The 22,378-nt window shown below is 60.9% G+C and carries 20 protein-coding genes, 3 tRNA genes and 1 riboswitch; of the genes, 19 read left to right on the top strand and 4 right to left on the bottom strand.

The window, feature by feature from the left end:
- The first annotated feature begins 1 nt into the window (after position 1).
- From CF161_RS06100 to astE, 10 genes are all read left to right on the top strand, one after another.
- Entirely contained in the window at positions 2-1,114 is a 1,113-nt protein-coding gene (locus CF161_RS06100; RefSeq protein ID WP_020295685.1) for a succinylglutamate desuccinylase/aspartoacylase family protein, read from the top strand.
- A 28-nt stretch (positions 1,115-1,142) separates the two neighbouring features.
- Positions 1,143-1,907 carry an ABC transporter ATP-binding protein gene (locus tag CF161_RS06095; RefSeq protein WP_020295684.1) on the top strand — a complete coding sequence of 255 codons (765 nt, stop codon included), beginning with the start codon at positions 1,143-1,145 and terminating at the stop codon, positions 1,905-1,907.
- A gap of 122 nt (positions 1,908-2,029) precedes the next feature.
- Complete coding sequence (gene argR / locus CF161_RS06090; RefSeq protein ID WP_020295683.1) at positions 2,030-3,010, top strand: transcriptional regulator ArgR; 981 nt, start codon at positions 2,030-2,032, stop codon at positions 3,008-3,010.
- A 449-nt stretch (positions 3,011-3,459) separates the two neighbouring features.
- Positions 3,460-4,680, top strand: a complete 1,221-nt coding sequence (locus CF161_RS06085) for an aspartate aminotransferase family protein (protein WP_020295682.1) — start codon at positions 3,460-3,462, stop codon at positions 4,678-4,680.
- Between the two features lie 133 nt (positions 4,681-4,813).
- Positions 4,814-5,833, top strand: a complete 1,020-nt coding sequence (aruF, locus tag CF161_RS06080) for an arginine/ornithine succinyltransferase subunit alpha (RefSeq protein ID WP_020295681.1) — start codon at positions 4,814-4,816, stop codon at positions 5,831-5,833.
- Positions 5,834-5,914: 81 nt separating this feature from the next.
- Positions 5,915-6,940: an arginine N-succinyltransferase gene (astA, locus tag CF161_RS06075; RefSeq protein WP_020295680.1), complete on the top strand. Its 1,026-nt coding sequence runs from the start codon at positions 5,915-5,917 to the stop codon at positions 6,938-6,940.
- Positions 6,940-8,406, top strand: a complete 1,467-nt coding sequence (gene astD, locus CF161_RS06070) for a succinylglutamate-semialdehyde dehydrogenase (protein ID WP_020295679.1) — start codon at positions 6,940-6,942, stop codon at positions 8,404-8,406. The genes astA and astD overlap by 1 nt, the downstream gene beginning before the upstream one ends.
- Before the next feature lie 99 nt (positions 8,407-8,505).
- Positions 8,506-9,852 carry an N-succinylarginine dihydrolase gene (gene astB, locus CF161_RS06065; RefSeq protein ID WP_020295678.1) on the top strand — a complete coding sequence of 449 codons (1,347 nt, stop codon included), beginning with the start codon at positions 8,506-8,508 and terminating at the stop codon, positions 9,850-9,852.
- Between the two features lie 63 nt (positions 9,853-9,915).
- The gene (locus CF161_RS06060) at positions 9,916-10,206 is read left to right on the top strand and encodes a hypothetical protein (RefSeq protein ID WP_020295677.1); all 291 of its coding nucleotides are present in this window, start codon (positions 9,916-9,918) and stop codon (positions 10,204-10,206) included.
- A 12-nt stretch (positions 10,207-10,218) separates the two neighbouring features.
- Positions 10,219-11,229 (top strand): succinylglutamate desuccinylase, encoded by a 1,011-nt coding sequence (astE, locus tag CF161_RS06055; RefSeq protein ID WP_020295676.1) that lies wholly within the window; start codon positions 10,219-10,221, stop codon positions 11,227-11,229.
- 138 nt (positions 11,230-11,367) lie between these two features.
- On the opposite strand, the gene CF161_RS06050 is transcribed toward astE, so the two are convergent.
- Complete coding sequence (locus CF161_RS06050; RefSeq protein WP_020295675.1) at positions 11,368-11,877, bottom strand: 6,7-dimethyl-8-ribityllumazine synthase; 510 nt, start codon at positions 11,875-11,877, stop codon at positions 11,368-11,370.
- A 120-nt stretch (positions 11,878-11,997) separates the two neighbouring features.
- Positions 11,998-12,168: riboswitch (FMN riboswitch) on the bottom strand.
- Between the two features lie 213 nt (positions 12,169-12,381).
- On the opposite strand from CF161_RS06050, the gene ltaE reads away from it, so the two are divergent.
- The 8 genes from ltaE to mgtE all read left to right on the top strand — a co-directional run bounded on the left by ltaE (position 12,382) and on the right by mgtE (position 20,236).
- Complete coding sequence (gene ltaE, locus CF161_RS06045; RefSeq protein ID WP_020295674.1) at positions 12,382-13,386, top strand: low-specificity L-threonine aldolase; 1,005 nt, start codon at positions 12,382-12,384, stop codon at positions 13,384-13,386.
- A gap of 146 nt (positions 13,387-13,532) precedes the next feature.
- Positions 13,533-16,151 (top strand): alanine--tRNA ligase, encoded by a 2,619-nt coding sequence (gene alaS / locus CF161_RS06040; protein WP_020295673.1) that lies wholly within the window; start codon positions 13,533-13,535, stop codon positions 16,149-16,151.
- A 97-nt stretch (positions 16,152-16,248) separates the two neighbouring features.
- The gene (locus CF161_RS06035; RefSeq protein ID WP_020295672.1) at positions 16,249-17,490 is read left to right on the top strand and encodes an aspartate kinase; all 1,242 of its coding nucleotides are present in this window, start codon (positions 16,249-16,251) and stop codon (positions 17,488-17,490) included.
- Between the two features lie 187 nt (positions 17,491-17,677).
- The gene (gene csrA, locus CF161_RS06030) at positions 17,678-17,866 is read left to right on the top strand and encodes a carbon storage regulator CsrA (protein WP_002554426.1); all 189 of its coding nucleotides are present in this window, start codon (positions 17,678-17,680) and stop codon (positions 17,864-17,866) included.
- Positions 17,867-17,928: 62 nt separating this feature from the next.
- Positions 17,929-18,019 (top strand) — tRNA-Ser (locus tag CF161_RS06025).
- 108 nt (positions 18,020-18,127) lie between these two features.
- Positions 18,128-18,204 (top strand) — tRNA-Arg (locus CF161_RS06020).
- A gap of 72 nt (positions 18,205-18,276) precedes the next feature.
- A tRNA-Arg gene (locus CF161_RS06015) sits at positions 18,277-18,353 on the top strand.
- Between the two features lie 440 nt (positions 18,354-18,793).
- Positions 18,794-20,236 (top strand): magnesium transporter, encoded by a 1,443-nt coding sequence (gene mgtE / locus CF161_RS06010; RefSeq protein WP_020295671.1) that lies wholly within the window; start codon positions 18,794-18,796, stop codon positions 20,234-20,236.
- 157 nt (positions 20,237-20,393) lie between these two features.
- Here the strand turns inward: mgtE and CF161_RS32090 are convergent, their stop codons facing one another.
- Positions 20,394-20,720 (bottom strand): Arc family DNA-binding protein, encoded by a 327-nt coding sequence (locus tag CF161_RS32090; protein ID WP_003178899.1) that lies wholly within the window; start codon positions 20,718-20,720, stop codon positions 20,394-20,396.
- Between the two features lie 381 nt (positions 20,721-21,101).
- Here CF161_RS32090 and phnN point away from each other — a divergent pair, with 381 nt between their 5' ends.
- Complete coding sequence (gene phnN, locus CF161_RS06000; RefSeq protein WP_020295670.1) at positions 21,102-21,683, top strand: phosphonate metabolism protein/1,5-bisphosphokinase (PRPP-forming) PhnN; 582 nt, start codon at positions 21,102-21,104, stop codon at positions 21,681-21,683.
- Here the strand turns inward: phnN and CF161_RS05995 are convergent.
- Together CF161_RS05995 and CF161_RS05990 are read right to left on the bottom strand one after the other, a co-directional pair.
- Positions 21,658-21,837 (bottom strand): PA3371 family protein, encoded by a 180-nt coding sequence (locus CF161_RS05995; protein WP_043228726.1) that lies wholly within the window; start codon positions 21,835-21,837, stop codon positions 21,658-21,660. The genes phnN and CF161_RS05995 overlap by 26 nt on opposite strands.
- Positions 21,838-21,860: 23 nt before the next feature.
- Positions 21,861-22,100, bottom strand: coding sequence for a hypothetical protein (locus tag CF161_RS05990; RefSeq protein ID WP_020295669.1), 240 nt, complete (start codon positions 22,098-22,100; stop codon positions 21,861-21,863).
- Positions 22,101-22,378 lie beyond the last annotated feature (278 nt).

Here is a 22,378-nt window from a genome sequence, read left to right as displayed (position 1 = left end):
TATGGAACGTATCGATCATTCATTGCCCTGGAGCCATCTGGGCTGCGAGCGCCAGGTCTCGGTGTTTCGCTTTGGCCGTGGCGAGCGCAAGGCCTATATCCAGGCCAGCTTGCACGCCGATGAGTTGCCCGGCATGCGCACCGCCTGGGAACTGAAGAAACGCCTGACCGAGCTGGAAGCCCAGGGCGCGCTCAATGGCGTGATCGAGCTGGTGCCAGTGGCCAATCCGATCGGCCTCGGGCAGTTGCTGCAAGGCAATCACCAGGGGCGTTTCGAGGCCGGCAGCGGCAAGAACTTCAACCGTGATTTCGTTGAGCTGAGCGCGCCAGTTGCGGCGCTGCTGGAAGGGCGCCTGGGGGATGATCCCCACGCCAATATCCGCCTGATTCGCCAGGCCATGAGCGATGCCCTGGCGGCATTGCCGGCCCCGACCAGTCAGCTGCAAGGCTTGCAACGGGTATTGCTGAGCCATGCCTGTGGCGCCGATGTGGTTCTCGACCTGCATTGCGATGCCGAGGCTGCGCTGCACATGTACGCCTTGCCGCAGCAATGGCCGCAGTGGCGCTCCCTGGCTGCGCACTTGAATGTACGGGTCGGCCTGCTGGCCGAGGAGTCGGGCGGCAACTCGTTTGACGAGGCCTGTTCGCTGCCCTGGCTGCAACTTTCCCGGTTGTTTCCCGAGGCGCAGATTCCCTTGGCGTGCCTGGCGACCACCGTCGAGCTGGGCGGGCAGGCTGACACCGGTCGCCCGCAAGCCGAGGCTCATGCCGAAGGGATCCTGGCGTTTCTGGCCGAGCAGGGCCTGATCGCTGGTGAGTGGCCCAAGGCCGCGCAGGAAGCCTGCGAAGCCATGCCATTTGAAGGCACCGAGCTATTGTTTGCGCCCCATCCGGGCGTGGTGAGCTTTCTGCGTCCGGTTGGCAGCTGGGTGGAGAAGGGCGAGCCGATCTTTGAAGTGATTGACCCCTTATCCGATCGGGTCAGCATCCTGTGTGCTGGCACCAGCGGCGTGTTGTTTGCCGTGGAACGGCTACGTTATGCCCAATCCGGTTTCTGGCTGGCCAAGGTGGCGGGGCGCGAAGCGCTGCGGCACGGGCGCTTGCTCAACGACTGACTGACAGCTTTTTGTGAGAACCGACAGCATGTACAAACTTGAAGTCCAAGACCTGCATAAACGCTATGGCAGTCACGAAGTGCTCAAGGGCGTGTCCCTGAAAGCCGCCGCCGGCGATGTCATCAGCATCATCGGCTCCAGTGGCTCCGGCAAAAGTACCTTTTTGCGCTGTATCAACCTGCTTGAGCAGCCCCATGCGGGCAAGATCCTGCTGAACAACGAAGAGCTCAAGCTGGTGGCGAACAAGGACGGCGCGCTCAAGGCCGCCGACCCGAAACAACTGCAGCGCATGCGCTCGCGGCTGTCCATGGTGTTCCAGCATTTCAACCTGTGGTCGCACATGACCGCCCTGGAAAACATCATGGAAGCGCCGGTCCATGTGCTCGGCATGTCCAAGGCCGAGGCGCGGGAAAAGGCCGAGCTGTACCTGGCCAAGGTCGGCGTGGCGCACCGCAAGGACGCCTACCCGGGCCACATGTCCGGTGGTGAGCAGCAGCGGGTGGCGATTGCCCGGGCGCTGGCCATGGAGCCGGAAGTCATGCTGTTCGACGAACCGACCTCGGCGCTCGACCCGGAGTTGGTGGGTGACGTGCTGAAAGTCATGCAGGCCCTGGCCCAGGAAGGTCGGACTATGGTCGTGGTCACCCACGAAATGGGCTTTGCTCGCGAAGTGTCGAACCAGTTGGTGTTTCTGCACCAAGGGGTGGTGGAAGAGAGCGGCAACCCGCGTGAAGTGCTGGTCAATCCGCAATCCGAGCGGTTGCAGCAGTTCCTGTCGGGCAGCTTGAAGTAACAGCTGATTTAGCGCTGCCGTTGTGCACCTTTTTAGGGCATGCTGCGCCTCGCGCAGACGGGTCTATGTTGGTGCTGCCGCCCTCGGTTTTTTAACACTGTTTTCGTTTCGGATCGCACGCCATGACTGCCCATCGAATTGGTTTCCTGATTTGGCCCAGCACTAAAGCCTTGACGCTGGCGCTGGCTGAGGAGGCCTTGCGTGTTGCTCAGCGCGTGCATCCGGATGTTGTCTACGAACTCTCGTTCCTGCAGGCCGAAGCTCCGGTTGAAGGCGCCTGGCAACTGCCGGGTGAGCCTTGGGCGGGCAAGCTTGAGGGCTGCCAAAAGCTGTTTTTGCTGGCGGATGAGCCGCCGGCGTCCCTGGCGCCGGCCTTGAGCAGCGCGCTCAAGCAGCTGGTGCGAGCCGGTTGTGTGATCGGTGGCCTGTCGGCCGGCGTCTACCCGCTGGCGCAGTTGGGCTTGCTCGATGGCTATCGGGCGGCGGTGCACTGGCGTTGGCAGGATGATTTCGCCGAGCGTTTCCCCAAGGTGATTGCCACCAGTCATCTGTTTGACTGGGATCGCGATCGCCTGACCGCCTGTGGCGGTATGTCGGTGCTGGATCTGCTATTGGCGGTGCTGGCCCGTGATCACGGTGCCGAGCTGGCGGGTGCGGTGTCGGAAGAGTTGGTGGTAGAGCGGATTCGCGAAGGTGGCGAGCGCCAGCGTATTCCGTTGCAAAACCGCCTGGGTTCCAGCCATCCGAAGCTGACCCAGGCCGTGCTGCTGATGGAAGCCAATATCGAAGAGCCGCTGACCACCGATGAAATTGCCCAGCACGTTTGTGTGTCGCGCCGGCAACTGGAGCGGATCTTCAAGCAGTACCTCAATCGTGTGCCCAGCCAGTATTACCTGGAGCTGCGCCTGAACAAGGCGCGTCAGATGTTGATGCAGACCAGCAAGTCGATCATTCAGATCGGCCTGTCCTGCGGCTTCTCCTCGGGGCCGCATTTCTCCAGCGCCTACCGCAACTTCTTCGGCGCCACCCCCCGCGAAGACCGCAACCAGCGCCGCAGCAGCAGCCCGTTCGAGTTGTCATCGGTGCCGTCCGAGCGCGGTTGATCCGATCCGGCGGGTGTGGTTTTCCTGGCGTTCGACGCATTTCAGCAAAGATTACACGGCGTCTGTTCCGGTCAGCGCAGCCTGCGGCAGCGGCTACACCTCAAACATGTGCCGCTGCCGTCAGGCTGCGCGGGCCCTGAAATTCCGGCGCATTTCTCCACGGATTACACAACGCCTGTCCTGCCCAGCCCCAAACGTGGCGCGAGCCTATGGCCGCGACGACAGATCATTGGCCGACGCAATTGCGGGTAGAGCTGCCGCTAAGGCCTGTCGGCAGTTTAAACTGCGCCTTTGCGACGCTATTTGTCGCATTGCCGTAAACCCGTCTAAATCCGGGTTTGGCGCTATAAGAAGTTGTCGCTTGGCGGCAAGGCCGGGCTGAAAACTGTCCTTACAATCCCCCCATCGCTCGCCAGTTTCAGGCAGGCGTTCCTCTTCAGGAGACTCCGATGTCCGTTGAGCAAGCTCCGGTGCAACGCGCCGATTTCGACCAGGTCATGGTTCCCAACTATGCGCCTGCGGCTTTCATTCCAGTGCGTGGCGCCGGGTCCCGAGTCTGGGATCAGTCAGGTCGAGAGCTGATCGACTTCGCCGGCGGCATCGCGGTCAACGTCCTGGGTCACGCCCATCCGGCGCTGGTCGGTGCGCTGACCGAACAAGCCAACAAGCTGTGGCACGTGTCCAACGTCTTCACCAACGAGCCGGCCCTGCGCCTGGCGCACAAGTTGATCGACGCCACGTTCGCCGAGCGCGTGTTCTTCTGCAACTCCGGCGCCGAAGCCAACGAGGCCGCTTTCAAGCTGGCCCGTCGTGTCGCCTTCGATCGTTTCGGCACTGAGAAGTACGAAATCATCGCCGCGCTCAACAGCTTCCACGGCCGTACCCTGTTCACCGTCAACGTCGGTGGCCAGTCGAAGTACTCCGACGGTTTCGGTCCTAAAATCACCGGCATCACCCACGTTCCTTATAACGACCTGGCAGCGTTGAAAGCCGCCGTTTCGGACAAGACCTGCGCCGTGGTGCTGGAGCCGATCCAGGGCGAAGGCGGCGTACTGCCGGCCGAGCTGGCTTACCTGCAAGGCGCCCGCGAGCTGTGCAACGAGCACAACGCGCTGCTGGTGTTCGATGAAGTGCAAACCGGCATGGGTCGCAGCGGCAAGCTGTTCGCCTACCAGCACTACGGCGTGACGCCGGACATCCTGACCAGCGCCAAGAGCCTGGGCGGTGGTTTCCCGATCGCGGCCATGCTGACCACTGAAGCACTGGCCAAGCACCTGGTGGTCGGCACCCACGGCACCACCTACGGCGGCAACCCGCTGGCCTGTGCTGTCGCGGAAGCGGTGATCGACGTGATCAACACCCCTGAGGTACTGAGCGGTGTCAGCGCCAAGCACGACAAGTTCAAGACCCGCCTGGAGCAGATCGGCGAGAAATACGGCCTGTTCACTCAGGTGCGCGGCCTGGGCCTGCTGCTCGGTTGCGTGCTGAGCGATGCCTGGAAGGGCAAGGCCAAAGACATCTTCAACGCCGCTGAAAAAGAAGGCCTGATGATTCTGCAAGCCGGCCCGGACGTGGTGCGTTTCGCCCCGAGCCTGGTGGTTGAAGACGCCGATATCGATGCCGGCCTGGACCGCTTCGAGCGTGCCGTCGCCACGTTGACCCAAGCCTGATTCAGGCTGCAGTACTCCTCGGCGTTTATCCTCGCGGATAGGCGTCGAGCCACATTTCTGTGCCGGGCTATCCCGGCATTTTTTTCCCTGAGTCGGCCTGTTTGCCGACCTGTTTCGAGTAAGGAGTGACACCATGCTGGTGATGCGCCCCGCGCAAATGGCTGATCTGGGCGAGGTACAGCGTCTGGCTGCGGACAGCCCGATTGGTGTCACTTCCTTGCCGGATGATGTCGAACGCCTGAGCGACAAGATTGCTGCTTCCGAAGCCTCGTTCGCTGCCGAAGTCAGCTTCAACGGTGAAGAGAGCTATTTCTTTGTCCTTGAAGACACCGACAGCGGCAAGCTGGTGGGTTGCTCGGCCATCGTCGCCTCGGCCGGTTACTCCGAGCCGTTCTACAGCTTTCGCAATGAAACCTTCGTTCACGCCTCCCGCGAGCTGAAGATTCATAACAAGATTCACGTCCTGTCTCAGTGCCATGACCTGACCGGCAATAGCCTGTTGACTAGCTTCTACGTGGTGCCGGAATTGGTGGGGTCGTCGTGGTCGGAGCTCAACTCCCGCGGCCGCCTGCTGTTTGTGGCCAGCCACCCGGAGCGTTTTGCCGATTCAGTGGTGACCGAGATCGTCGGCTACAGCGACGAACAGGGCGACTCGCCATTCTGGGATGCCATCGGACGTAACTTCTTCGACCTCAACTACGCTGCCGCCGAGCGCCTGTGCGGGCTGAAAAGCCGCACCTTCCTCGCCGAACTGATGCCGCACTACCCGATCTACGTGCCGCTGCTGCCGGACGCCGCCCAAGAGGCGATGGGCCAGGTGCACCCACGGGCGCAGATCACGTTCGACATCCTGATGCGCGAAGGCTTCGAGACCGATCATTACATCGACATCTTCGACGGCGGCCCGACCCTGCATGCACGGGTTTCGGGCATTCGCTCGATCGCCCAGAGCCGCGTGGTGCCGGTGAAAATCGGTGAGGTGACCAAGGGCGGCGGACGCCAGTACCTGGTGGCCAACGCCCAGTTGCAGGATTACCGCGCGGTGTTGCTGGAGCTCGACTACGCCCCCGGCAAACCGGTGACCCTGGACTTGCAAGCGGCCGAAGCACTGGGTGTCGGCGAAGGTGCCAGCGTGCGCCTGGTAGCGGTTTGACGCCTGCTTTTGCCCAGAGAAAATTGCCCAGAAGGCAGCGAGTTTCACGGGTGGCGTTAGCGGCCCGTTTGAGGAGATAGCATGATCGTTCGTCCCGTACGCAGCAGCGATTTACCCGCGCTGATCGACCTGGCGCGCAGTACCGGCACCGGCCTGACCACTTTGCCGGCCAACGAAGAGCGCCTGACCCACCGCGTCGGCTGGGCCGAGAAAACCTTTCGCGGCGAGGCCGAGCGCGGCGATGCCGACTACCTGTTCGTGCTCGAAGACGACAACGGCCGGGTGGTGGGCATCTCCGCGATCGCCGGCGCGGTCGGCCTGCGTGAGCCCTGGTACAACTTCCGGGTCGGCCTGACGGTCAGCGCCTCCCAGGAACTCAATATCTACCGCGAGATTCCGACGCTGTTCCTGGCCAACGACCTGACCGGCAACTCCGAGCTGTGCTCGCTGTTCCTGCACGCCGATTACCGCACCGGCCTCAACGGCCGCATGCTGGCCAAGGCGCGGATGCTGTTTATCGCCGAGTTCCCGCAGCTGTTCGGCAACAAGATCATTGCCGAAATGCGCGGCATGTCCGACCCCGCCGGGCGCTCGCCATTCTGGGAAAGCCTGGGCCGGCACTTCTTCAAGATGGAGTTCAGCCAGGCCGACTACCTGACCGGGGTGGGCAACAAGGCGTTTATCGCCGAGCTGATGCCCAAGTTCCCGCTCTACACCTGCTTCCTGTCCGAAGACGCGCGCAGCGTGATCGGCAAGGTCCACACCGACACCGAGCCGGCCCTGGCCATGCTCAAGAGTGAAGGTTTCAGCTATCAGGGCTACGTCGACATCTTCGACGCCGGTCCGGCGGTGGAATGCGAAACCAGCAAGATCCGCGCGGTACGCGACAGCCAGGCGCTGGTGCTGGCGATCGGCACCCCGGGCGATGACGCCACGCCGTTCCTGATCCACAACCGCAAGCGCGAGGATTGCCGCATCACGGCCGCTCCGGCGCGCTTTGCCGCCGGCACCCTGGTGGTCGATCCCCTGACCGCCAAACGCCTGCAACTCAACGCCGGCGACCAGGTCCGCGCGGTTCCGTTGTCTGCTTCCCGGGAGTCCAAGTAATGAATGCGCAATACATCGCTGGTGAGTGGCTGGCAGGGCAGGGCGAAGCCTTTCAATCCCTGAACCCGGTAACGCAGCAGGTGCTGTGGACCGGCAACGGCGCCACCGCCGAACAGGTTGAATCTGCGGTCCAGGCCGCGCGCCAGGCATTTCCGGCCTGGGCCAAGCGCTCCCTGGACGAGCGCATCGCGGTGCTGGAAGCCTTTGCCGCCAGCCTGAAGAACCACGCCGACGAACTGGCCCGCTGCATTGGCGAGGAGACCGGCAAGCCGCTGTGGGAGTCGGCCACCGAAGTCACCAGCATGGTCAACAAGATTGCCATCTCGGTGCAGAGCTACCGTGAGCGTACCGGCGAGAAGAGCGGCCCCCTGGGCGACGCCACCGCCGTGCTGCGCCACAAGCCACACGGCGTGGTGGCGGTGTTCGGCCCTTACAACTTTCCGGGCCACTTGCCCAACGGCCATATCGTCCCGGCCTTGCTGGCGGGCAACAGCGTGCTGTTCAAACCCAGCGAGCTGACGCCCAAAGTCGCCGAGCTGACGGTCAAGTGCTGGATCGAAGCCGGTCTGCCGGCCGGTGTGTTGAACCTGCTGCAGGGCGCGCGGGAAACCGGCATCGCCCTGGCGGCCAACCCGGGTATCGACGGGCTGTTCTTCACCGGCTCCAGCCGCACCGGCAACCACCTGCACCAGCAATTCGCCGGGCGCCCGGACAAGATCCTGGCGCTGGAGATGGGCGGCAACAACCCGCTGGTGGTGGATCAGGTCGCCGACCTGGATGCGGCGGTGTACACCATCATCCAGTCCGCCTTTATTTCCGCTGGCCAGCGCTGCACCTGCGCCCGCCGCCTGCTGGTGCCGCAAGGTGCCTGGGGCGACCAGTTGCTGGAGCGCCTGGTGGCCGTCAGCGCGACCATCGAGGTCGGTGCATTCGATCAGCAACCCGCGCCGTTCATGGGCTCGGTGATTTCCCTGGGGGCTGCCCGCGCCTTGCTCGACGCCCAGGAGCAACTGCTGGCCAATGGCGCGGTAGCGCTGCTGACCATGACTCAGCCCCAGGCCCAGGCCGCACTGCTGACCCCGGGCATTCTCGACGTGACGGCCGTGGCCGAGCGACCGGATGAAGAGCTGTTCGGGCCGTTGCTGCAAGTGATCCGCTACGCAGATTTTGCCGGCGCGATTGCCGAAGCCAACAACACCCAATACGGCCTGGCTGCGGGCCTGCTCTCGGATTCCGAGGCGCGCTACCAGCAGTTCTGGCTGGAAAGCCGGGCCGGCATCGTCAACTGGAACAAACAGCTGACCGGCGCCGCCAGCAGCGCGCCGTTCGGTGGCGTGGGCGCGTCGGGCAACCATCGGGCCAGTGCCTACTACGCGGCAGATTACTGCGCGTACCCGGTGGCCTCGCTGGAAACCCCAAGCCTGGTGCTGCCGAGCGCATTGACCCCGGGTGTGCGCTTGTCCTGAATGTGTGGGAGCTGTTGTGGCTGGGGAGCACGCTCTTTGGCCACAGGTTGATCCGCTTTTAACGCCTATAAAAATATCGATGTTCGTGGAGCCTCGCTGATGAAATCCTATGAAGTCAATTTTGACGGTCTAGTGGGGCCGACCCATAACTACGGTGGTCTTTCCTACGGCAACGTCGCCTCCCAGAGCAACAGCCAGCAGTCTTCCAACCCCAAGGAGGCGGCGCTGCAAGGCCTGGCGAAAATGAAAGCGCTGATGGAAATGGGCTTTCAGCAGGGCGTGCTGGCCCCGCAGGAGCGCCCGGATGTAGCGGCCCTGCGCAGCCTGGGTTTTGCCGGCAGCGACGCGCAAGTGATTCAGCAGGCCGCCAAACAGGCCATGCCGCTGCTGGTTGCCAGTTGCTCGGCGTCGAGCATGTGGGTGGCCAACGCCGCCACCGTCAGCCCGAGCGCCGACACTGCGGATGGCCGCGTGCATTTCACCGCCGCCAACCTCAACTGCAAATACCACCGCAGCATCGAGCACCCGACCACCAGCCGCGTGCTGGGGGCGATGTTCGCCGACCAGAAGCACTTCGCTCACCACGCGGCGTTGCCGGCAGTGGCGCAATTTGGCGACGAAGGCGCGGCCAACCACACGCGCTTCTGCCGTGAGTACGGTCAGGCCGGGGTCGAGTTTTTTGTGTTCGGGCGCAGCGCCTTCGACACCCGCTACCCGGCGCCGCAGAAATACCCGGCGCGCCAGACCCTGGAAGCCTCGCAAGCCGTGGCTCGCCTGCACGGCCTGAGCGACGACGGCGTGGTCTACGCCCAGCAGAACCCGTCGGTGATCGACCAGGGTGTGTTCCACAACGACGTGATCGCGGTCGGCAACGGCGAGCTGCTGTTCCACCACGAAGATGCCTTCCTCGACACCGACACCATGCTCGCCGAGCTGCAGGGCAAGCTGGCCAAGTTCGGCGGCAACTTCCAGTCGATCTGCGTGCCGCGTTCCCAGGTCACGGTGGAGGACGCGGTGCGTTCCTACCTGTTCAACAGTCAGCTGCTGTCGCGCGCCGATGGCACGATGCTGCTGATCGTGCCCGAGGAATGCCGCGCCAACGAACGCGTCTGGCAGTACCTGCAAGGCCTGACGTCTTCGGCCGGGATGATTCGCGAAGTGAAGGTCTTCGACCTCAAGCAAAGCATGCAGAACGGCGGTGGCCCGGCGTGCCTGCGACTGCGGGTCGCGCTCAACGAAACCGAGCTGGCGGCGGTCAATCCAGGGGTTATCATGACCGCGCCGTTGTACGACACCTTGACCCAATGGGTCGGCAAGCACTACCGCGACCGCCTGGCCGAAAGCGATCTGGCGGATCCGCAATTGCTGCTTGAGTGCCGGACGGCACTGGATGAACTGACGCAAATCCTTAAACTGGGCGCGGTTTATCCATTCCAGATCAATTGAAAGCCCGCGCCCGTCTCTGTTGAGTCGGGCGCGCCGCTTTATCTCCAGATGAGAGCGTAATAAATGAGCGATACCCTGCAGCTGATCCTTGAAGACACCGACGGCACTCAACTGGAAACCTCCTGCACCCGTGTTGCGGTGATGTGGCAAGGCAAAGAGTTGTGGATCCAGCAGGACGGCCGCGGCCAATTGCTGATCGGCGTGGACGTCGAAGAAGGTGATGCCGAATACGCCAACCTGCTGCTGCGCCCGCTGGCGACCAACCTGGTCAGCCTGCAACTGGAAATGGAACCGGCCGACGCCGGTGACGAAGACGATCACGTGCACGGCCCGGATTGCGGCCACGCTCACTAAGGAACTCGTTCTATGCTCGCCCTCGGCAAACTGCTTGAACTGACCCTCGCCGGTCGCGAACCGGCGGAGAAGACTCAACTGACTGTCGAAGGCGTGCGGATGCGCTGGCTGAGCGAAGGCGCGCTGGAAGTGCGGCCGCCCGAAGCTCGCGACAATGGCATGGACCTGCTGCTGTCGGCCGGCATCCACGGTAACGAGACCGCACCGATCGAGTTGCTCGATCGGTTGCTGCATGACATCGCCCGGGGCGACCTCAAGCCTTGCGCACGTATTCTGTTCCTGTTCGGCAACCCCGAGGCCATGCGCCGCGGCGAGCGTTATATCGAGCAGGACGTCAATCGGCTGTTCAACGGCCGTCATGAACAAAGCAGCGGCAACGAAGCCCTGCGCGCCTGCGAACTGGAGCGGCTGGCGGCGAGTTTTTTCAGCCTGCCCGAGCGCAGTCGCCTGCACTACGACCTGCATACCGCGATTCGCGGCTCGAAAATCGAGCAGTTCGCCCTCTATCCGTGGAAGGAAGGCCGCCAGCATTCGCGCGCCGAACTGGCCCGCTTGCGTGCGGCTGGCATGGAGGCGGTGCTGCTGCAGAACAAGCCGTCGATCGTGTTCAGCTCCTACACCTACGACAAGCTGGGCGCCGAGTCCTTCACCCTGGAGCTGGGCAAGGCCCGGCCTTTCGGCCAGAACCAGGGCGTCAATGTCGAGCGCCTGGAAACCCGTCTCAAGCAGATTATCGAAGGCAGCGAGCCGCCGTTGGCCGAGCAGAGCCTGGACGGTTTGCAGCTGTTCAGCGTGGCCCGGGAAATCATCAAGCACAGCGATGCCTTCCACCTGCACCTGCCGGCGGACATCGAGAATTTTTCGGAACTGGAAGTGGGTTATCTGCTAGCCGAGGACATCGCCCAGACCCGTTGGGTGGTCGAAGAACCCGGTGCCCGGATCATCTTCCCCAACCCTAAGGTCAAGAACGGCTTGCGTGCCGGGATTCTGATCGTTCCCACCACCGCTGACGAGCTGGTCTGACCCTATCGCTACTGCAGGCTTGGGGCGCCTTCGGGTGCTGGTTCTGTCAGGGGTGTCTCGGTTTCAATGAGGGCCAGCGCAGGCTGCGCTGGCCCTGACTGACACCCTAGGGTGTCAGGACTATCTCTGTGCAGGGTTTCAGACCGCGACTGCACGTTGCTCATGACGGCGCAGGGCGCGGGTCTTGTGCAGGGTGTCGGCGCAGGTCTTGGCTGCTTCCTGGCCTTTGTGCACGAAGTGGTCGAAGAAGAACTTCTGGTGCTCTTCACCGGCGTGGAAGTGATGCGGGGTCAGCACCACCGAGAATACCGGCACTTCGGTTTCCAGCTGCACTTGCATCAGGCCGCTGATCACCGACTGGGCGACGAACTCGTGACGGTAGATCCCGCCATCCACCACCAGGCCTGCGGCGACGATCCCGGCATAACGCCCGGATTTGGCCAGCAGCTTGGCGTGCAGGGGGATTTCGAAGGCGCCGCCGACTTCAAAGAAGTCGATGTCGCTTTCCAGGTAACCCTGGGCCAGCATTTCGGCGACGAAACCCTTACGGCTCTGATCGACGATTTCCTTGTGCCAGCAGGCCTGGATAAACGCGACGCGCTCGTTCGAGTGGCTTTTGCTTTTGCTATCGATTGCGGTGGGTTGCATGTTCTGACTCCTGTTTGTGTGAAAAACAGGGCGTTATGAATCGAATGGGATTTAAGGGTACGTGCCAGGCTGGCCTGTGATCACTCACACGGCTGCTCCGGTTCGGCCCTTTGGCGCCAATCCCGTTCTCTCTTCATCCGGACTATGACCGTCGGCCCCGGGATCACACCGGGTCTGCTGACCTTGGCGCCACTCACCGTAAAGCCGTGGGTGTCGTCAAGCGCTCGCGGGCTATGCGCATTGCGCGCAATTACCGCCGGTGGGGAGTTACACCCCGCCCTGAGAACGTTTGCCGCCGGATTATTCGGCGGCGGTGAGTTTTTAACACATATTTTTTGCTGCTGCATCGCTGCTTTTGGATGATAGGCATCGATTTTTTGCAGGGTTATGCGGGTTTTTCCGCTGCAGCCCTTGATTAATCGCGGTGTCGACCGTAGAAAAACAGCTCGCCGCAGACTTTACTGCCGGCATCGACTTACCCGTCCTATTGATGAGGCCCGCCCCATGAGTGTTATCGATCTTCGCAGCGACACGGTCACCCAGCCCAGCGCAGGCATGCTCGAGGCAATGGCCAGCGCCAGGACCGGGGATGATGTGTACGGCGAGGATCCGACGGTCAACCAGCTTGAGGCCGATCTGGCGCAGCGCCTGGGTTTTGCCGCCGCGCTGTTCGTGCCCAGCGGCACCATGAGCAACCTGCTGGGGTTGATGGCCCATTGTGAGCGTGGCGACGAATACATCGTCGGCCAGCAGGCCCACACCTATAAATATGAAGGGGGCGGTGCGGCGGTGCTCGGCTCGATCCAGCCACAGCCCCTGGAGTTCCAGGACGACGGCTCGCTGGACCTGGCCCAGGTGGCGGCCGCGATCAAGCCCGACGACTTCCACTTCGCCCGCAGCCGCCTGCTGGCCCTGGAAAACACCATGCAGGGCAAGGTGCTGCCCCTGGCCTATCTGGCCCAGGCGCGGGCTTTTACCCGTGAACACGGCCTGGCCCTGCATCTGGACGGCGCCCGCGTGTACAACGCGGCGGTCAAGTTGGGGGTCGATGCACGGGAGATCACTCGGCACTTCGACTCGGTATCGGTGTGCCTGTCCAAAGGTCTGGGTGCGCCGGTGGGCTCGGTGCTGTGTGGCTCGGAGCAACTGATCGCCAAGGCGCGCCGCCTGCGCAAGATGGTCGGTGGCGGCATGCGCCAGGCGGGGATTCTCGCGGCGGCCGGCCTCTATGCCCTGGAGCACCAAGTGCAGCGCCTGGCCGACGACCATGCCAACGCCCGCCTGCTGGCCGACGGCCTGCGCGAGGCCGGCTACAGCGTCGAGCCGGTGCAGACCAACATGGTGTATGCCCAGGTCGGTGAGCGTGCCGAAGCCCTCAAGGCCTTTGCCGCCGAGCGCGGGATCAGGCTGGGCGCGGCGTCACGCTTGCGCATGGTCACGCATCTGGACGTCAGCCGGGGGCAAATCGAGCAAGTCGTCGATGCTTTTGCCGCGTTTTCCCGCCACTGACAGTGTTAGCCGTCCAATTGACTGTTTGTATCGTACAAACACGCTGTACCTGCTGATTAACGCCGATATAATGCGGCCCTTTGCCGTCGCTTCGTCTGTTGACGTTGCGCACAGGCCTTTGGCCGCAGCCTCCGTGGAAGAACCTAATGAAAAGCGCAGAAATCCGTGAAGCCTTCCTTCGCTTCTTCGAAGAGCAAGGCCACACCCGTGTAGCCTCCAGCTCTTTGATTCCGGGCAACGACCCAACCCTGCTGTTCACCAACGCGGGGATGAACCAGTTCAAGGACTGCTTTCTGGGCCAGGAAAAACGAGCCTACACCCGCGCCACCAGCAGCCAGAAGTGCGTGCGTGCCGGTGGCAAGAACAGCGACCTGGAAAACGTCGGTTATACCGCTCGTCACCACACTTTCTTCGAAATGCTGGGTAACTTCAGCTTCGGTGACTATTTCAAGCACGACGCGATTACCTATGCCTGGACCTTTCTGACCGGTGTCCTGAAGCTGCCGAAGGAAAAACTCTGGGTCACGGTCTACGCCTCGGACGACGAAGCGTATGACATCTGGACCCAGAAAATCGGTGTGCCAGCCGAGCGCATGATTCGCATCGGCGACAACAAAGGCGCGCCTTACGCATCCGACAACTTCTGGACCATGGGCGATACCGGCCCGTGCGGCCCATGCACCGAGATTTTCTACGATCACGGCGACCACATCTGGGGCGGCCCACCCGGCTCTGCGGAAGAAGACGGCGACCGTTACATCGAGATCTGGAACAACGTGTTCATGCAGTTCAACCGCACCGCCGATGGCGTGTTGCATCCGTTGCCAGCGCCGTCGGTGGATACCGGCATGGGCCTGGAGCGGATCAGTGCGGTGATGCAGCACGTCAATTCCAACTATGACATCGATCTGTTCAAGAACCTGCTGAGCGCATCGGCCGAGGCCATCGGCTGTGAAAATGGCGATCAGTCGTCGCTGAAAGTCGTGTCCGACCACATCCGTTCGTGCGGCTTCCTGATTGCCGACGGCGTGCTGCCGTCCAACGAAGGTCGCGGCTACGTGCTGCGCCGGATCATTCGTCGCGCCTGCCGTCACGGCAACAAGCTGGGGGCAACCGGCAGCTTCTTCTACAAGATCGTCGCGGCGCTGGTTGCCGAGATGGGCGAAGCCTTCCCTGAATTGAAGAAGCAGCAGAGCAACATCGAGCGCGTACTCAAGGCCGAGGAAGAACAGTTCTCCAAGACCCTGGAGCACGGCCTGAAGATCCTCGAGCAGGATCTGCTGGAGCTCAAAGGCACCGTGGTGCCGGGCGACGTGGTGTTCAAGCTGTATGACACCTACGGTTTCCCGATGGACCTGACCGCCGACATCGCCCGTGAGCGCAGCCTGACGGTTGACGAAGAGGGCTTTGAGCGCGAGATGGAAGCCCAGCGAGTGCGTGCGCGTTCGGCCAGCTCGTTCGGCCTGGACTACAACACCCTGGTCAAGGTTGACGTGGCCACCGCGTTCACCGGCTACACCGCCACCAGCGGCGCGGCCAAGGTGGTTGCTCTCTATAAAGACGGCCAATCGGTCGACGTCCTGAGCGAAGGCGAAGAGGCGGTGGTGGTCCTGGACCAGACCCCGTTCTACGCCGAGTCGGGCGGCCAGGTCGGCGACTGCGGTTACCTGCAGGCTGGTGCGGCGCGTTTCGACGTGCGCGATACCACCAAGACCGGTGGTGCCTTCCTGCACCACGGCGTGCTGGCGTCGGGCAGCCTGACGGTCGGTGCTCCGGTGCAGGCCCAGGTCGATGCCCAGGTGCGTCACGCCACGGCCCTGAATCACTCCGCGACTCACTTGCTGCATGCTGCGCTGCGCCAGGTGCTGGGCGAGCACGTGCAACAGAAAGGCTCGTTGGTCGATAGCCAGCGTCTGCGTTTCGACTTCAGCCACTTCGAGGCCATCAAGCCCGAGCAGCTCAAGGCACTGGAAGATATCGTCAACACCGAGATTCGCAAGAACTCCGCGGTGGAAACCGAAGAAACCGACATCGAAACCGCCAAGAAAAAAGGCGCCATGGCCCTGTTTGGCGAGAAGTACGGCGATAACGTGCGCGTGCTGAGCATGGGCGGTGATTTCTCCGTCGAACTGTGCGGCGGTATCCACGCCAATCGCACCGGCGACATCGGCCTGCTCAAGATCATCAGCGAAGGCGGCGTGGCCTCCGGCGTGCGCCGTATCGAAGCGGTCACCGGCGCTGCGGCGCTGGCGTACCTGAACGCTGCGGAAGAACAACTCAAGGAAGCGGCCAACCTGGTCAAGGGCAGCCGCGACAATCTGATCGACAAGCTGTCGGCCGTGCTGGAACGCAACCGCCTGCTGGAGAAACAACTCGAGCAGCTGCAAGCCAAGGCTGCCAGTGCCGCCGGCGACGATCTGTCGGCCAGCGCAGTGGACGTCAAGGGTGTGAAAGTACTGGCGGCGCGCCTGGACGGCCAGGACGGCAAGGCGCTGTTGGCGCTGGTCGATCAATTGAAAAACAAACTCGGTCGCGCAGTGATCCTGCTCGGCAGTGTCCATGAGGAAAAGGTCGTTCTGGTTGCGGGCGTAACCAAGGACCTGACTGGCCAACTCAAAGCCGGTGATTTAATGAAACAGGCCGCTGCGGCAGTGGGCGGGAAGGGCGGTGGTCGTCCGGATATGGCGCAAGGCGGTGGCGTTGACGCCGCAGCGCTGGATGGCGCGCTGGCCCTGACCGTACCCTTTGTCGAACAGGGTATTTAAGGCTCCGAGCCGGGCCCGCCGTCTAGTGGCGGGCCTTTTGCGCTTTGCAGTTTGATTGATTAATGGGCGCCCCTTTACGGGCTGAGGCGGCTTAGAAATGGCTTTGATCGTACAGAAATTTGGAGGCACCTCGGTCGGCTCTGTCGAAAGAATCGAGCAGGTCGCCGACAAGGTTAAGAAATTCCGCGAAGCCGGCGATGACCTGGTGGTTGTGCTGTCTGCGATGAGCGGCGAAACCAACCGCCTGATCGATCTGGCCAAGCAAATCAGTGGCGATGGCCAGCCGGTTCCGCGTGAACTGGATGTGATCGTTTCCACGGGGGAGCAGGTGACAATCGCCTTGCTGGCGATGGCGCTGATCAAGCGCGGCGTGCCGGCGGTCTCGTACACCGGTAATCAGGTACGGATCCTGACCGACAGCGCGCACAATAAAGCGCGCATCCTGCAGATTGACGACCAGAAGATTCGCGGCGACCTGAAGGCCGGTCGTGTGGTGGTGGTGGCAGGCTTCCAGGGCGTTGACGAGCACGGCAACATCACAACCCTGGGCCGTGGCGGTTCCGACACCACCGGCGTGGCACTGGCAGCGGCCTTGAAGGCCGATGAATGCCAGATCTACACCGATGTCGATGGCGTCTACACCACCGATCCACGGGTCGTGCCGGTGGCGCAGCGCCTGGACAAGATTACCTTTGAAGAGATGCTGGAAATGGCCAGCCTCGGTTCCAAGGTGTTGCAGATCCGTGCGGTTGAATTCGCCGGCAAGTACAACGTTCCGCTGCGCGTACTGCACAGCTTCAAGGAGGGTCCGGGCACCCTCATTACTATTGATGAAGAGGAATCCATGGAACAGCCGATCATTTCCGGCATCGCTTTCAATCGCGATGAAGCCAAGCTGACCATCCGTGGCGTGCCAGACACCCCCGGCGTGGCCTTCAAGATTCTCGGCCCGATCAGCGGCGCGAACATTGAAGTCGACATGATCGTGCAGAACGTCGCGCACGATAACACCACCGACTTCACCTTCACCGTGCACCGCAACGACTACCTGGCGGCGCAGACCGTGCTGGAAAACACCGCTCGCGAGATCGGTGCCCGCGAAGTGGTCGGCGACACGAAGATTGCCAAGGTGTCGATCGTCGGCGTCGGCATGCGCTCCCACGCAGGCGTGGCGAGCCGGATGTTCGAATCGCTGGCTAAAGAAAGCATCAACATCCAGATGATCTCGACTTCGGAAATCAAGGTGTCCGTAGTGATCGAAGAGAAGTACCTGGAACTGGCTGTGCGCGCTCTGCACACGGCTTTCGAACTGGACGCACCGGCCCGCCAGGGCGAGTGATGCGTTGCCCAAGGGGCGCGGCCTTGCCGCGCCCCTTGTCTTTTTTGGCCGGCGTGAGCGAAAACTGTTCTTTTGCTGGCGCTGGTCAATACTTAGGCGTGTAGGAATGCAGCCGTCCTGGTTGTAGGCCGACACCCTTTTTTTTGCAGACTGTTGTCCCTGAAATGAAATGCGTGAGGAGAAAGGTATGCTGATTCTGACTCGTCGGTGCGCAGAAAGCCTGATTATTGGTGATGGCGAAATCACTGTGACCGTGCTCGGCGTCAAAGGAAATCAAGTGCGTATTGGTGTCAACGCCCCGAAAGAGGTGGCTGTGCATCGTGAGGAAATTTACCTGCGGATCAAGAAAGAGAAGGACGAAGAACCAAGCCATTAATTTTTATCGTTTTTTATGTTTGCAAACGGGGATAAAGCTGGTTAATATACGCCCCGTGTTGCGGAGAGCTGGCCGAGTGGCCGAAGGCGCTCCCCTGCTAAGGGAGTACACCTCAAAAGGGTGTCGGGGGTTCGAATCCCCCGTTCTCCGCCATTATTTGCTTAGTACGTTGCAATCTGGATTTTTCGGTAAGTTGTTGAAATTACTAGAAAAAATCGCTTTACATAGAGATTGAACGGCCTATAATGCGCGGCAACAAATGCACTCGTAGCTCAGCTGGATAGAGTACTCGGCTACGAACCGAGCGGTCACAGGTTCGAATCCTGTCGAGTGCACCATTTAAGAGTTGTTTGCAGCAATGCAGATAGCTTGGCTTCAACCAGTTGTGATCTGGTCTAAAAACACAATCTGCACTCGTAGCTCAGCTGGATAGAGTACTCGGCTACGAACCGAGCGGTCACAGGTTCGAATCCTGTCGAGTGCACCAAACACCAAAAAGCCCGCATCTTGATGCGGGCTTTTTGCTTTCTGCGATTTATCTTTTTTCTTTCCTTCTCTTCTTCGGGCCTGACTTGAACGCTGCGGGTGTTCTGGCGTCTGAGTTGGCGTGTGCTCTGTATTTCTGCCCCTTGTTTGTTGCTGTCGGCGACTTTTTTCGCCGCTGGTGTGTTTTCTTTTTCCGGGCAGGCGTCGCAGCTTCATAGATTCGGGCAGCGCTCAGCTTTGTCTCGCAAGCGCTTGTTCTGACCATGATTTTTAACGTTTAAAGCCGCCAGGCGGTGTATGATTGCGCCCGTCAGCCCCGCCGGGGCTTGTGGAATACCTCCATGGACTTACCCAGTAGTAACTCAGTACCTCGCTTTTCCAATCATGAATTGACTGATTGATCCTTCCGGCGTGCCCCGCTGCTGGGAGTGGAGTTCGCCTATGACCGAAGTTGAAGTAAAGAAAACACAAGACAGCTTGCAGGATCGCCTCGCTCAAGTTGTTGAGCTGTTGCATCGCCAGCGAGTCGTCGAAGACCTGACTCACCGCCAGGAAGGTCATCACCAGGATCGGGTTGAAAACCTGGTTCACCGGCAGAACCTCGTCGAGTTGCAACGCAAGCTCGATGATCTGCACTCCGCCGACGTTGCCTACATCCTTGAAGCCTTGCCGCTGGAAGAGCGTCTGACCGTCTGGCAACTGGTCAAGGCCGAGCGCGACGGCGACATTCTTCTCGAAGTATCCGACTCCGTACGTGAAACCCTGATCGCCGACATGGACGATCATGAGCTCCTGGCTGCCGCCAAGGAGATGGACGCCGACGAACTTGCTGACCTGGCCCCCGAGCTGCCGCGAGACGTCGTCCATGAGCTGATGGAAGCCCTCGATGGCCAGCAGCGTGAGCGCGTTCGCTCCGCGCTGTCCTATGACGAGGAGCAAGTCGGCGCGCTGATGGACTTCGAGATGGTGACGATCCGCGAAGACGTCAGCCTGGAAGTGGTCTTGCGTTACCTGCGTCGCCTCAAGGAGTTGCCGGGGCACACCGATAAATTGTTCGTGGTCGATAACGGCGGAGTGCTCAAGGGCGTGCTGCCGATCAAGCGGCTGCTGGTCAATGACCCGGACAAACAGGTTTCTGAAGTGATGGCCAGCGATCCGGTGAGCTTTCACCCGGATGAGGACGCCTATGACGCGGCCCAGGCCTTTGAACGTTACGACTTGATTTCGGCCCCGGTGGTCGACAAGAACGGCAAGCTGATCGGCCGTTTGACCATCGATGAAATGGTCGACCTGATTCGTGAGGAGAGCGAGACCGAAGTCCTGAACATGGCCGGTCTGCGGGAAGAGGAAGATATCTTCGCCTCGGTGTGGAAATCCCTGCGCAACCGTTGGGCGTGGCTGGCGGTCAACCTGATCACCGCCTTTGTCGCATCGCGGGTGATCGGGCTGTTTGAAGGATCGATCGAAAAGCTGGTGGCGCTTGCGGCCCTGATGCCGATCGTGGCCGGTATCGGTGGTAACTCGGGCAACCAGACCATCACCATGATCGTGCGCGCCATGGCGCTCGACCAGGTCAGTACCGGTAATACCGCCCGTTTGATGCGCAAGGAGCTGGCCGTTGGTCTGATCAACGGTCTGGTCTGGGGCGGTGTGATCGGGATTGTGGCGTACCTGCTTTACGGCAGTTGGTCGCTGGGGGTGGTGATGACCGCGGCGATGACCCTTAACCTGTTGCTCGCTGCGCTGATGGGGGTGCTGATCCCTATGACGCTGGCGCGCCTGGGTCGCGACCCGGCGATGGGTGCAAGCGTCATGATCACTGCGATGACCGACAGCGGTGGTTTCTTTATCTTCCTCGGGCTGGCAACCATCTTCCTGCTCTGAGTCCTGCGCACCTCCCGGTTCTGGCTGGGTGGTGCGTTTTCGTTGCGCCTCCTCTTTCTTGTATCTCTCCGGCCGGCTGAGCGATTCGCGGCGTCGGCAGCCAAATGGCGTGCAAAAAAAAGCCAGCGCGAGGCTGGCCTAGTGCTTACGGGATGAATCAGGAAGCGTCTGCAGCCATTTCGGCGTCATGGGCAATCAGCGAAACAAGAGCGTTCTGCTGGCGGTGGGAGAGTTGACGGAAACGTTGAAGCAGTTCGCGTTCATGCAAAGACAGCTCGGGGCTGTCCAGACGCATGCTCAACTCTTCACCCAAAGCGCCTTCCTGAATAAGACTCTGTTCCAGGCGCGCGATGATTTCGGAGTTCATGCTGCGGTGATGATTGCGAGCCACCTCGGCAATGCGTTCACGCATCCCGTCGGGTAGACGTACGACGAACTTGTCAGCCGTACGGCTGGAATAAATTGCCTGTTTCAATGGGCGCATATATTTAACCGGTTAGTTCAGGGGAGCGGTTCTCGGAATTGGCCGCAGGATGTCTTTAGGACAAGCCTTAAGGCCAAATGTTCAACCTGAATTGTTTAAGAGGCCCGAATCATGCCTCAAAATTGCCAGATCATTGGCGCCAATTCTGTGACAAATATTGAACCGGATAAAGGCGTTATGCCAGCACCAATTATCAGAAATGCGGACTGGTTTGAAAAGATCGCTCTGGCCCGGTCACTCCATCTATCCTGCCGCTCGTCAGAAGCTGTTTAAGCCTTCTTGAACGTGCATGCTAGGGGTGTCGGTTGCTGCTGCCCCTACCTTGTATAGGATAGTGGCAAATGGCCGATTTACTAGCGATATATGGCAGAGTGATATTGAATGCCGGGCAAACTGATTTACCTGTTGGGGCCGTCGGGCGCAGGCAAGGACAGCCTGATCGCGGCAGCCCGCGAGGCGTTGCATGAAATCGGCTGTGAGGTGGCGCAGCGTGTCATTACCCGTTCGGCGGAGTCGGTGGGAGAGCAAGCGCTTGAGGTTTCTGTACAGGAGTTTGAAAACGCGGTGCAGCGTGGGGAGTTTGCCTTGTACTGGCGGGCCAACGGCCTTGGTTATGGCATTCCTGTACAGATCGACGAGTGGCTGGCCGCTGGTCGACATGTATTGGTCAATGGTTCCAGGGGGCATCTGCAACAGGCACGTGAGCGTTACCCGGAGCTAATTCCGATTTTATTGACGGTCACCAATGAAGTACTGCGTCGCCGCTTGATTCGCCGCGGGCGTGAGAGCGGGGAAGAGATCGAGCGCCGGATGCAGCGCAACGCTGTGTTTGCCGATGAAGGCTGGGGCGATGATCAGAAAATCGTGCATCTGGACAACTCGGGCGAGTTGTCCGTTACCGTCATGCATTTATTGCGGTTGCTGCAGCAGCAGGGGATCAGCGCAGTACAGGATCGAACTTGATCCTGCGCCCTACGATCAGGGCCAGCACCCATAAACCGCCGAAGGCGCCACAAGCAATCAGCGGCAGGCTGCTGAAGCGGTTCTCAGGCAATAAAAGGCTTAGCGCGCCGCTGATGATGGCCAGGATAAGAAGGCCCTTGGCAAATGTGGACATAAAGTGCTCCTGGAGTAACGGGCTTAAAATACCCAGCTCTGGGTACGTGGCCCAACGGGCGCGGCTACTTTTTGCTCGGCTGCAACCTGAGTGGCAATAGCGGTTTGCGCCTGGCTGTTCATCACGGCCAGTTGTGGCGTTTGCTGCTGGATGTGGTGCGCGCTGGAGTAGGCGACAGGTTCAGCGTTGGTATCGGGTTGAAAGTGAAACGCCAGCAACATGGCAATGGCTATCGCATTCAAAAGGAAAAGGGCGCTGTTCATGTGCGTTGTCTCCGCGGTTCTTTATAGAGGTTATAAAGCAGTGCGCGTGCCAACAGTCTAATCCTTATAAAATCCTTTAAAAACAACTGGTTATGATGTTTTTTTAAGGGCCGTTAATTGCATTTTGCAATGATGGCCTTTTGCAGCAATGCAAATTGCACGACACCGCCCTTTGACTCGGTACCCAGGGCCTGGATCATGCAAAAAGCCCTACGGATTGCATGACAAAGTCAGGCTTGGCCGTTAACATGCACGCCGTTCCCCGCACCGCCCACTTT

It is taken from the genome of Pseudomonas sp. CF161 (assembly GCF_000416215.1).
Taxonomy (GTDB): Bacteria; Pseudomonadota; Gammaproteobacteria; order Pseudomonadales; family Pseudomonadaceae; genus Aquipseudomonas.
This window is presented reverse-complemented; position numbering and strand designations above follow the sequence as displayed.

Bases quoted from the DNA above. Each gene is read 5' to 3' on its own strand.
- CF161_RS06100 (WP_020295685.1), top strand. From the start codon at position 2: ATGGAACGTATCGATCATTCATTGCCCTGGAGCCATCTGGGCTGCGAG.
- CF161_RS06095 (WP_020295684.1), top strand. From the start codon at position 1,143: ATGTACAAACTTGAAGTCCAAGACCTGCATAAACGCTATGGCAGTCAC.
- argR (WP_020295683.1), top strand. From the start codon at position 2,030: ATGACTGCCCATCGAATTGGTTTCCTGATTTGGCCCAGCACTAAAGCC.
- CF161_RS06085 (WP_020295682.1), top strand. From the start codon at position 3,460: ATGTCCGTTGAGCAAGCTCCGGTGCAACGCGCCGATTTCGACCAGGTC.
- aruF (WP_020295681.1), top strand. From the start codon at position 4,814: ATGCTGGTGATGCGCCCCGCGCAAATGGCTGATCTGGGCGAGGTACAG.
- astA (WP_020295680.1), top strand. From the start codon at position 5,915: ATGATCGTTCGTCCCGTACGCAGCAGCGATTTACCCGCGCTGATCGAC.
- astD (WP_020295679.1), top strand. From the start codon at position 6,940: ATGAATGCGCAATACATCGCTGGTGAGTGGCTGGCAGGGCAGGGCGAA.
- astB (WP_020295678.1), top strand. From the start codon at position 8,506: ATGAAATCCTATGAAGTCAATTTTGACGGTCTAGTGGGGCCGACCCAT.
- CF161_RS06060 (WP_020295677.1), top strand. From the start codon at position 9,916: ATGAGCGATACCCTGCAGCTGATCCTTGAAGACACCGACGGCACTCAA.
- astE (WP_020295676.1), top strand. From the start codon at position 10,219: ATGCTCGCCCTCGGCAAACTGCTTGAACTGACCCTCGCCGGTCGCGAA.
- CF161_RS06050 (WP_020295675.1), bottom strand. From the start codon at position 11,877: ATGCAACCCACCGCAATCGATAGCAAAAGCAAAAGCCACTCGAACGAG.
- ltaE (WP_020295674.1), top strand. From the start codon at position 12,382: ATGAGTGTTATCGATCTTCGCAGCGACACGGTCACCCAGCCCAGCGCA.
- alaS (WP_020295673.1), top strand. From the start codon at position 13,533: ATGAAAAGCGCAGAAATCCGTGAAGCCTTCCTTCGCTTCTTCGAAGAG.
- CF161_RS06035 (WP_020295672.1), top strand. From the start codon at position 16,249: ATGGCTTTGATCGTACAGAAATTTGGAGGCACCTCGGTCGGCTCTGTC.
- csrA (WP_002554426.1), top strand. From the start codon at position 17,678: ATGCTGATTCTGACTCGTCGGTGCGCAGAAAGCCTGATTATTGGTGAT.
- mgtE (WP_020295671.1), top strand. From the start codon at position 18,794: ATGACCGAAGTTGAAGTAAAGAAAACACAAGACAGCTTGCAGGATCGC.
- CF161_RS32090 (WP_003178899.1), bottom strand. From the start codon at position 20,720: ATGCGCCCATTGAAACAGGCAATTTATTCCAGCCGTACGGCTGACAAG.
- phnN (WP_020295670.1), top strand. From the start codon at position 21,102: ATGCCGGGCAAACTGATTTACCTGTTGGGGCCGTCGGGCGCAGGCAAG.
- CF161_RS05995 (WP_043228726.1), bottom strand. From the start codon at position 21,837: ATGTCCACATTTGCCAAGGGCCTTCTTATCCTGGCCATCATCAGCGGC.
- CF161_RS05990 (WP_020295669.1), bottom strand. From the start codon at position 22,100: ATGAACAGCGCCCTTTTCCTTTTGAATGCGATAGCCATTGCCATGTTG.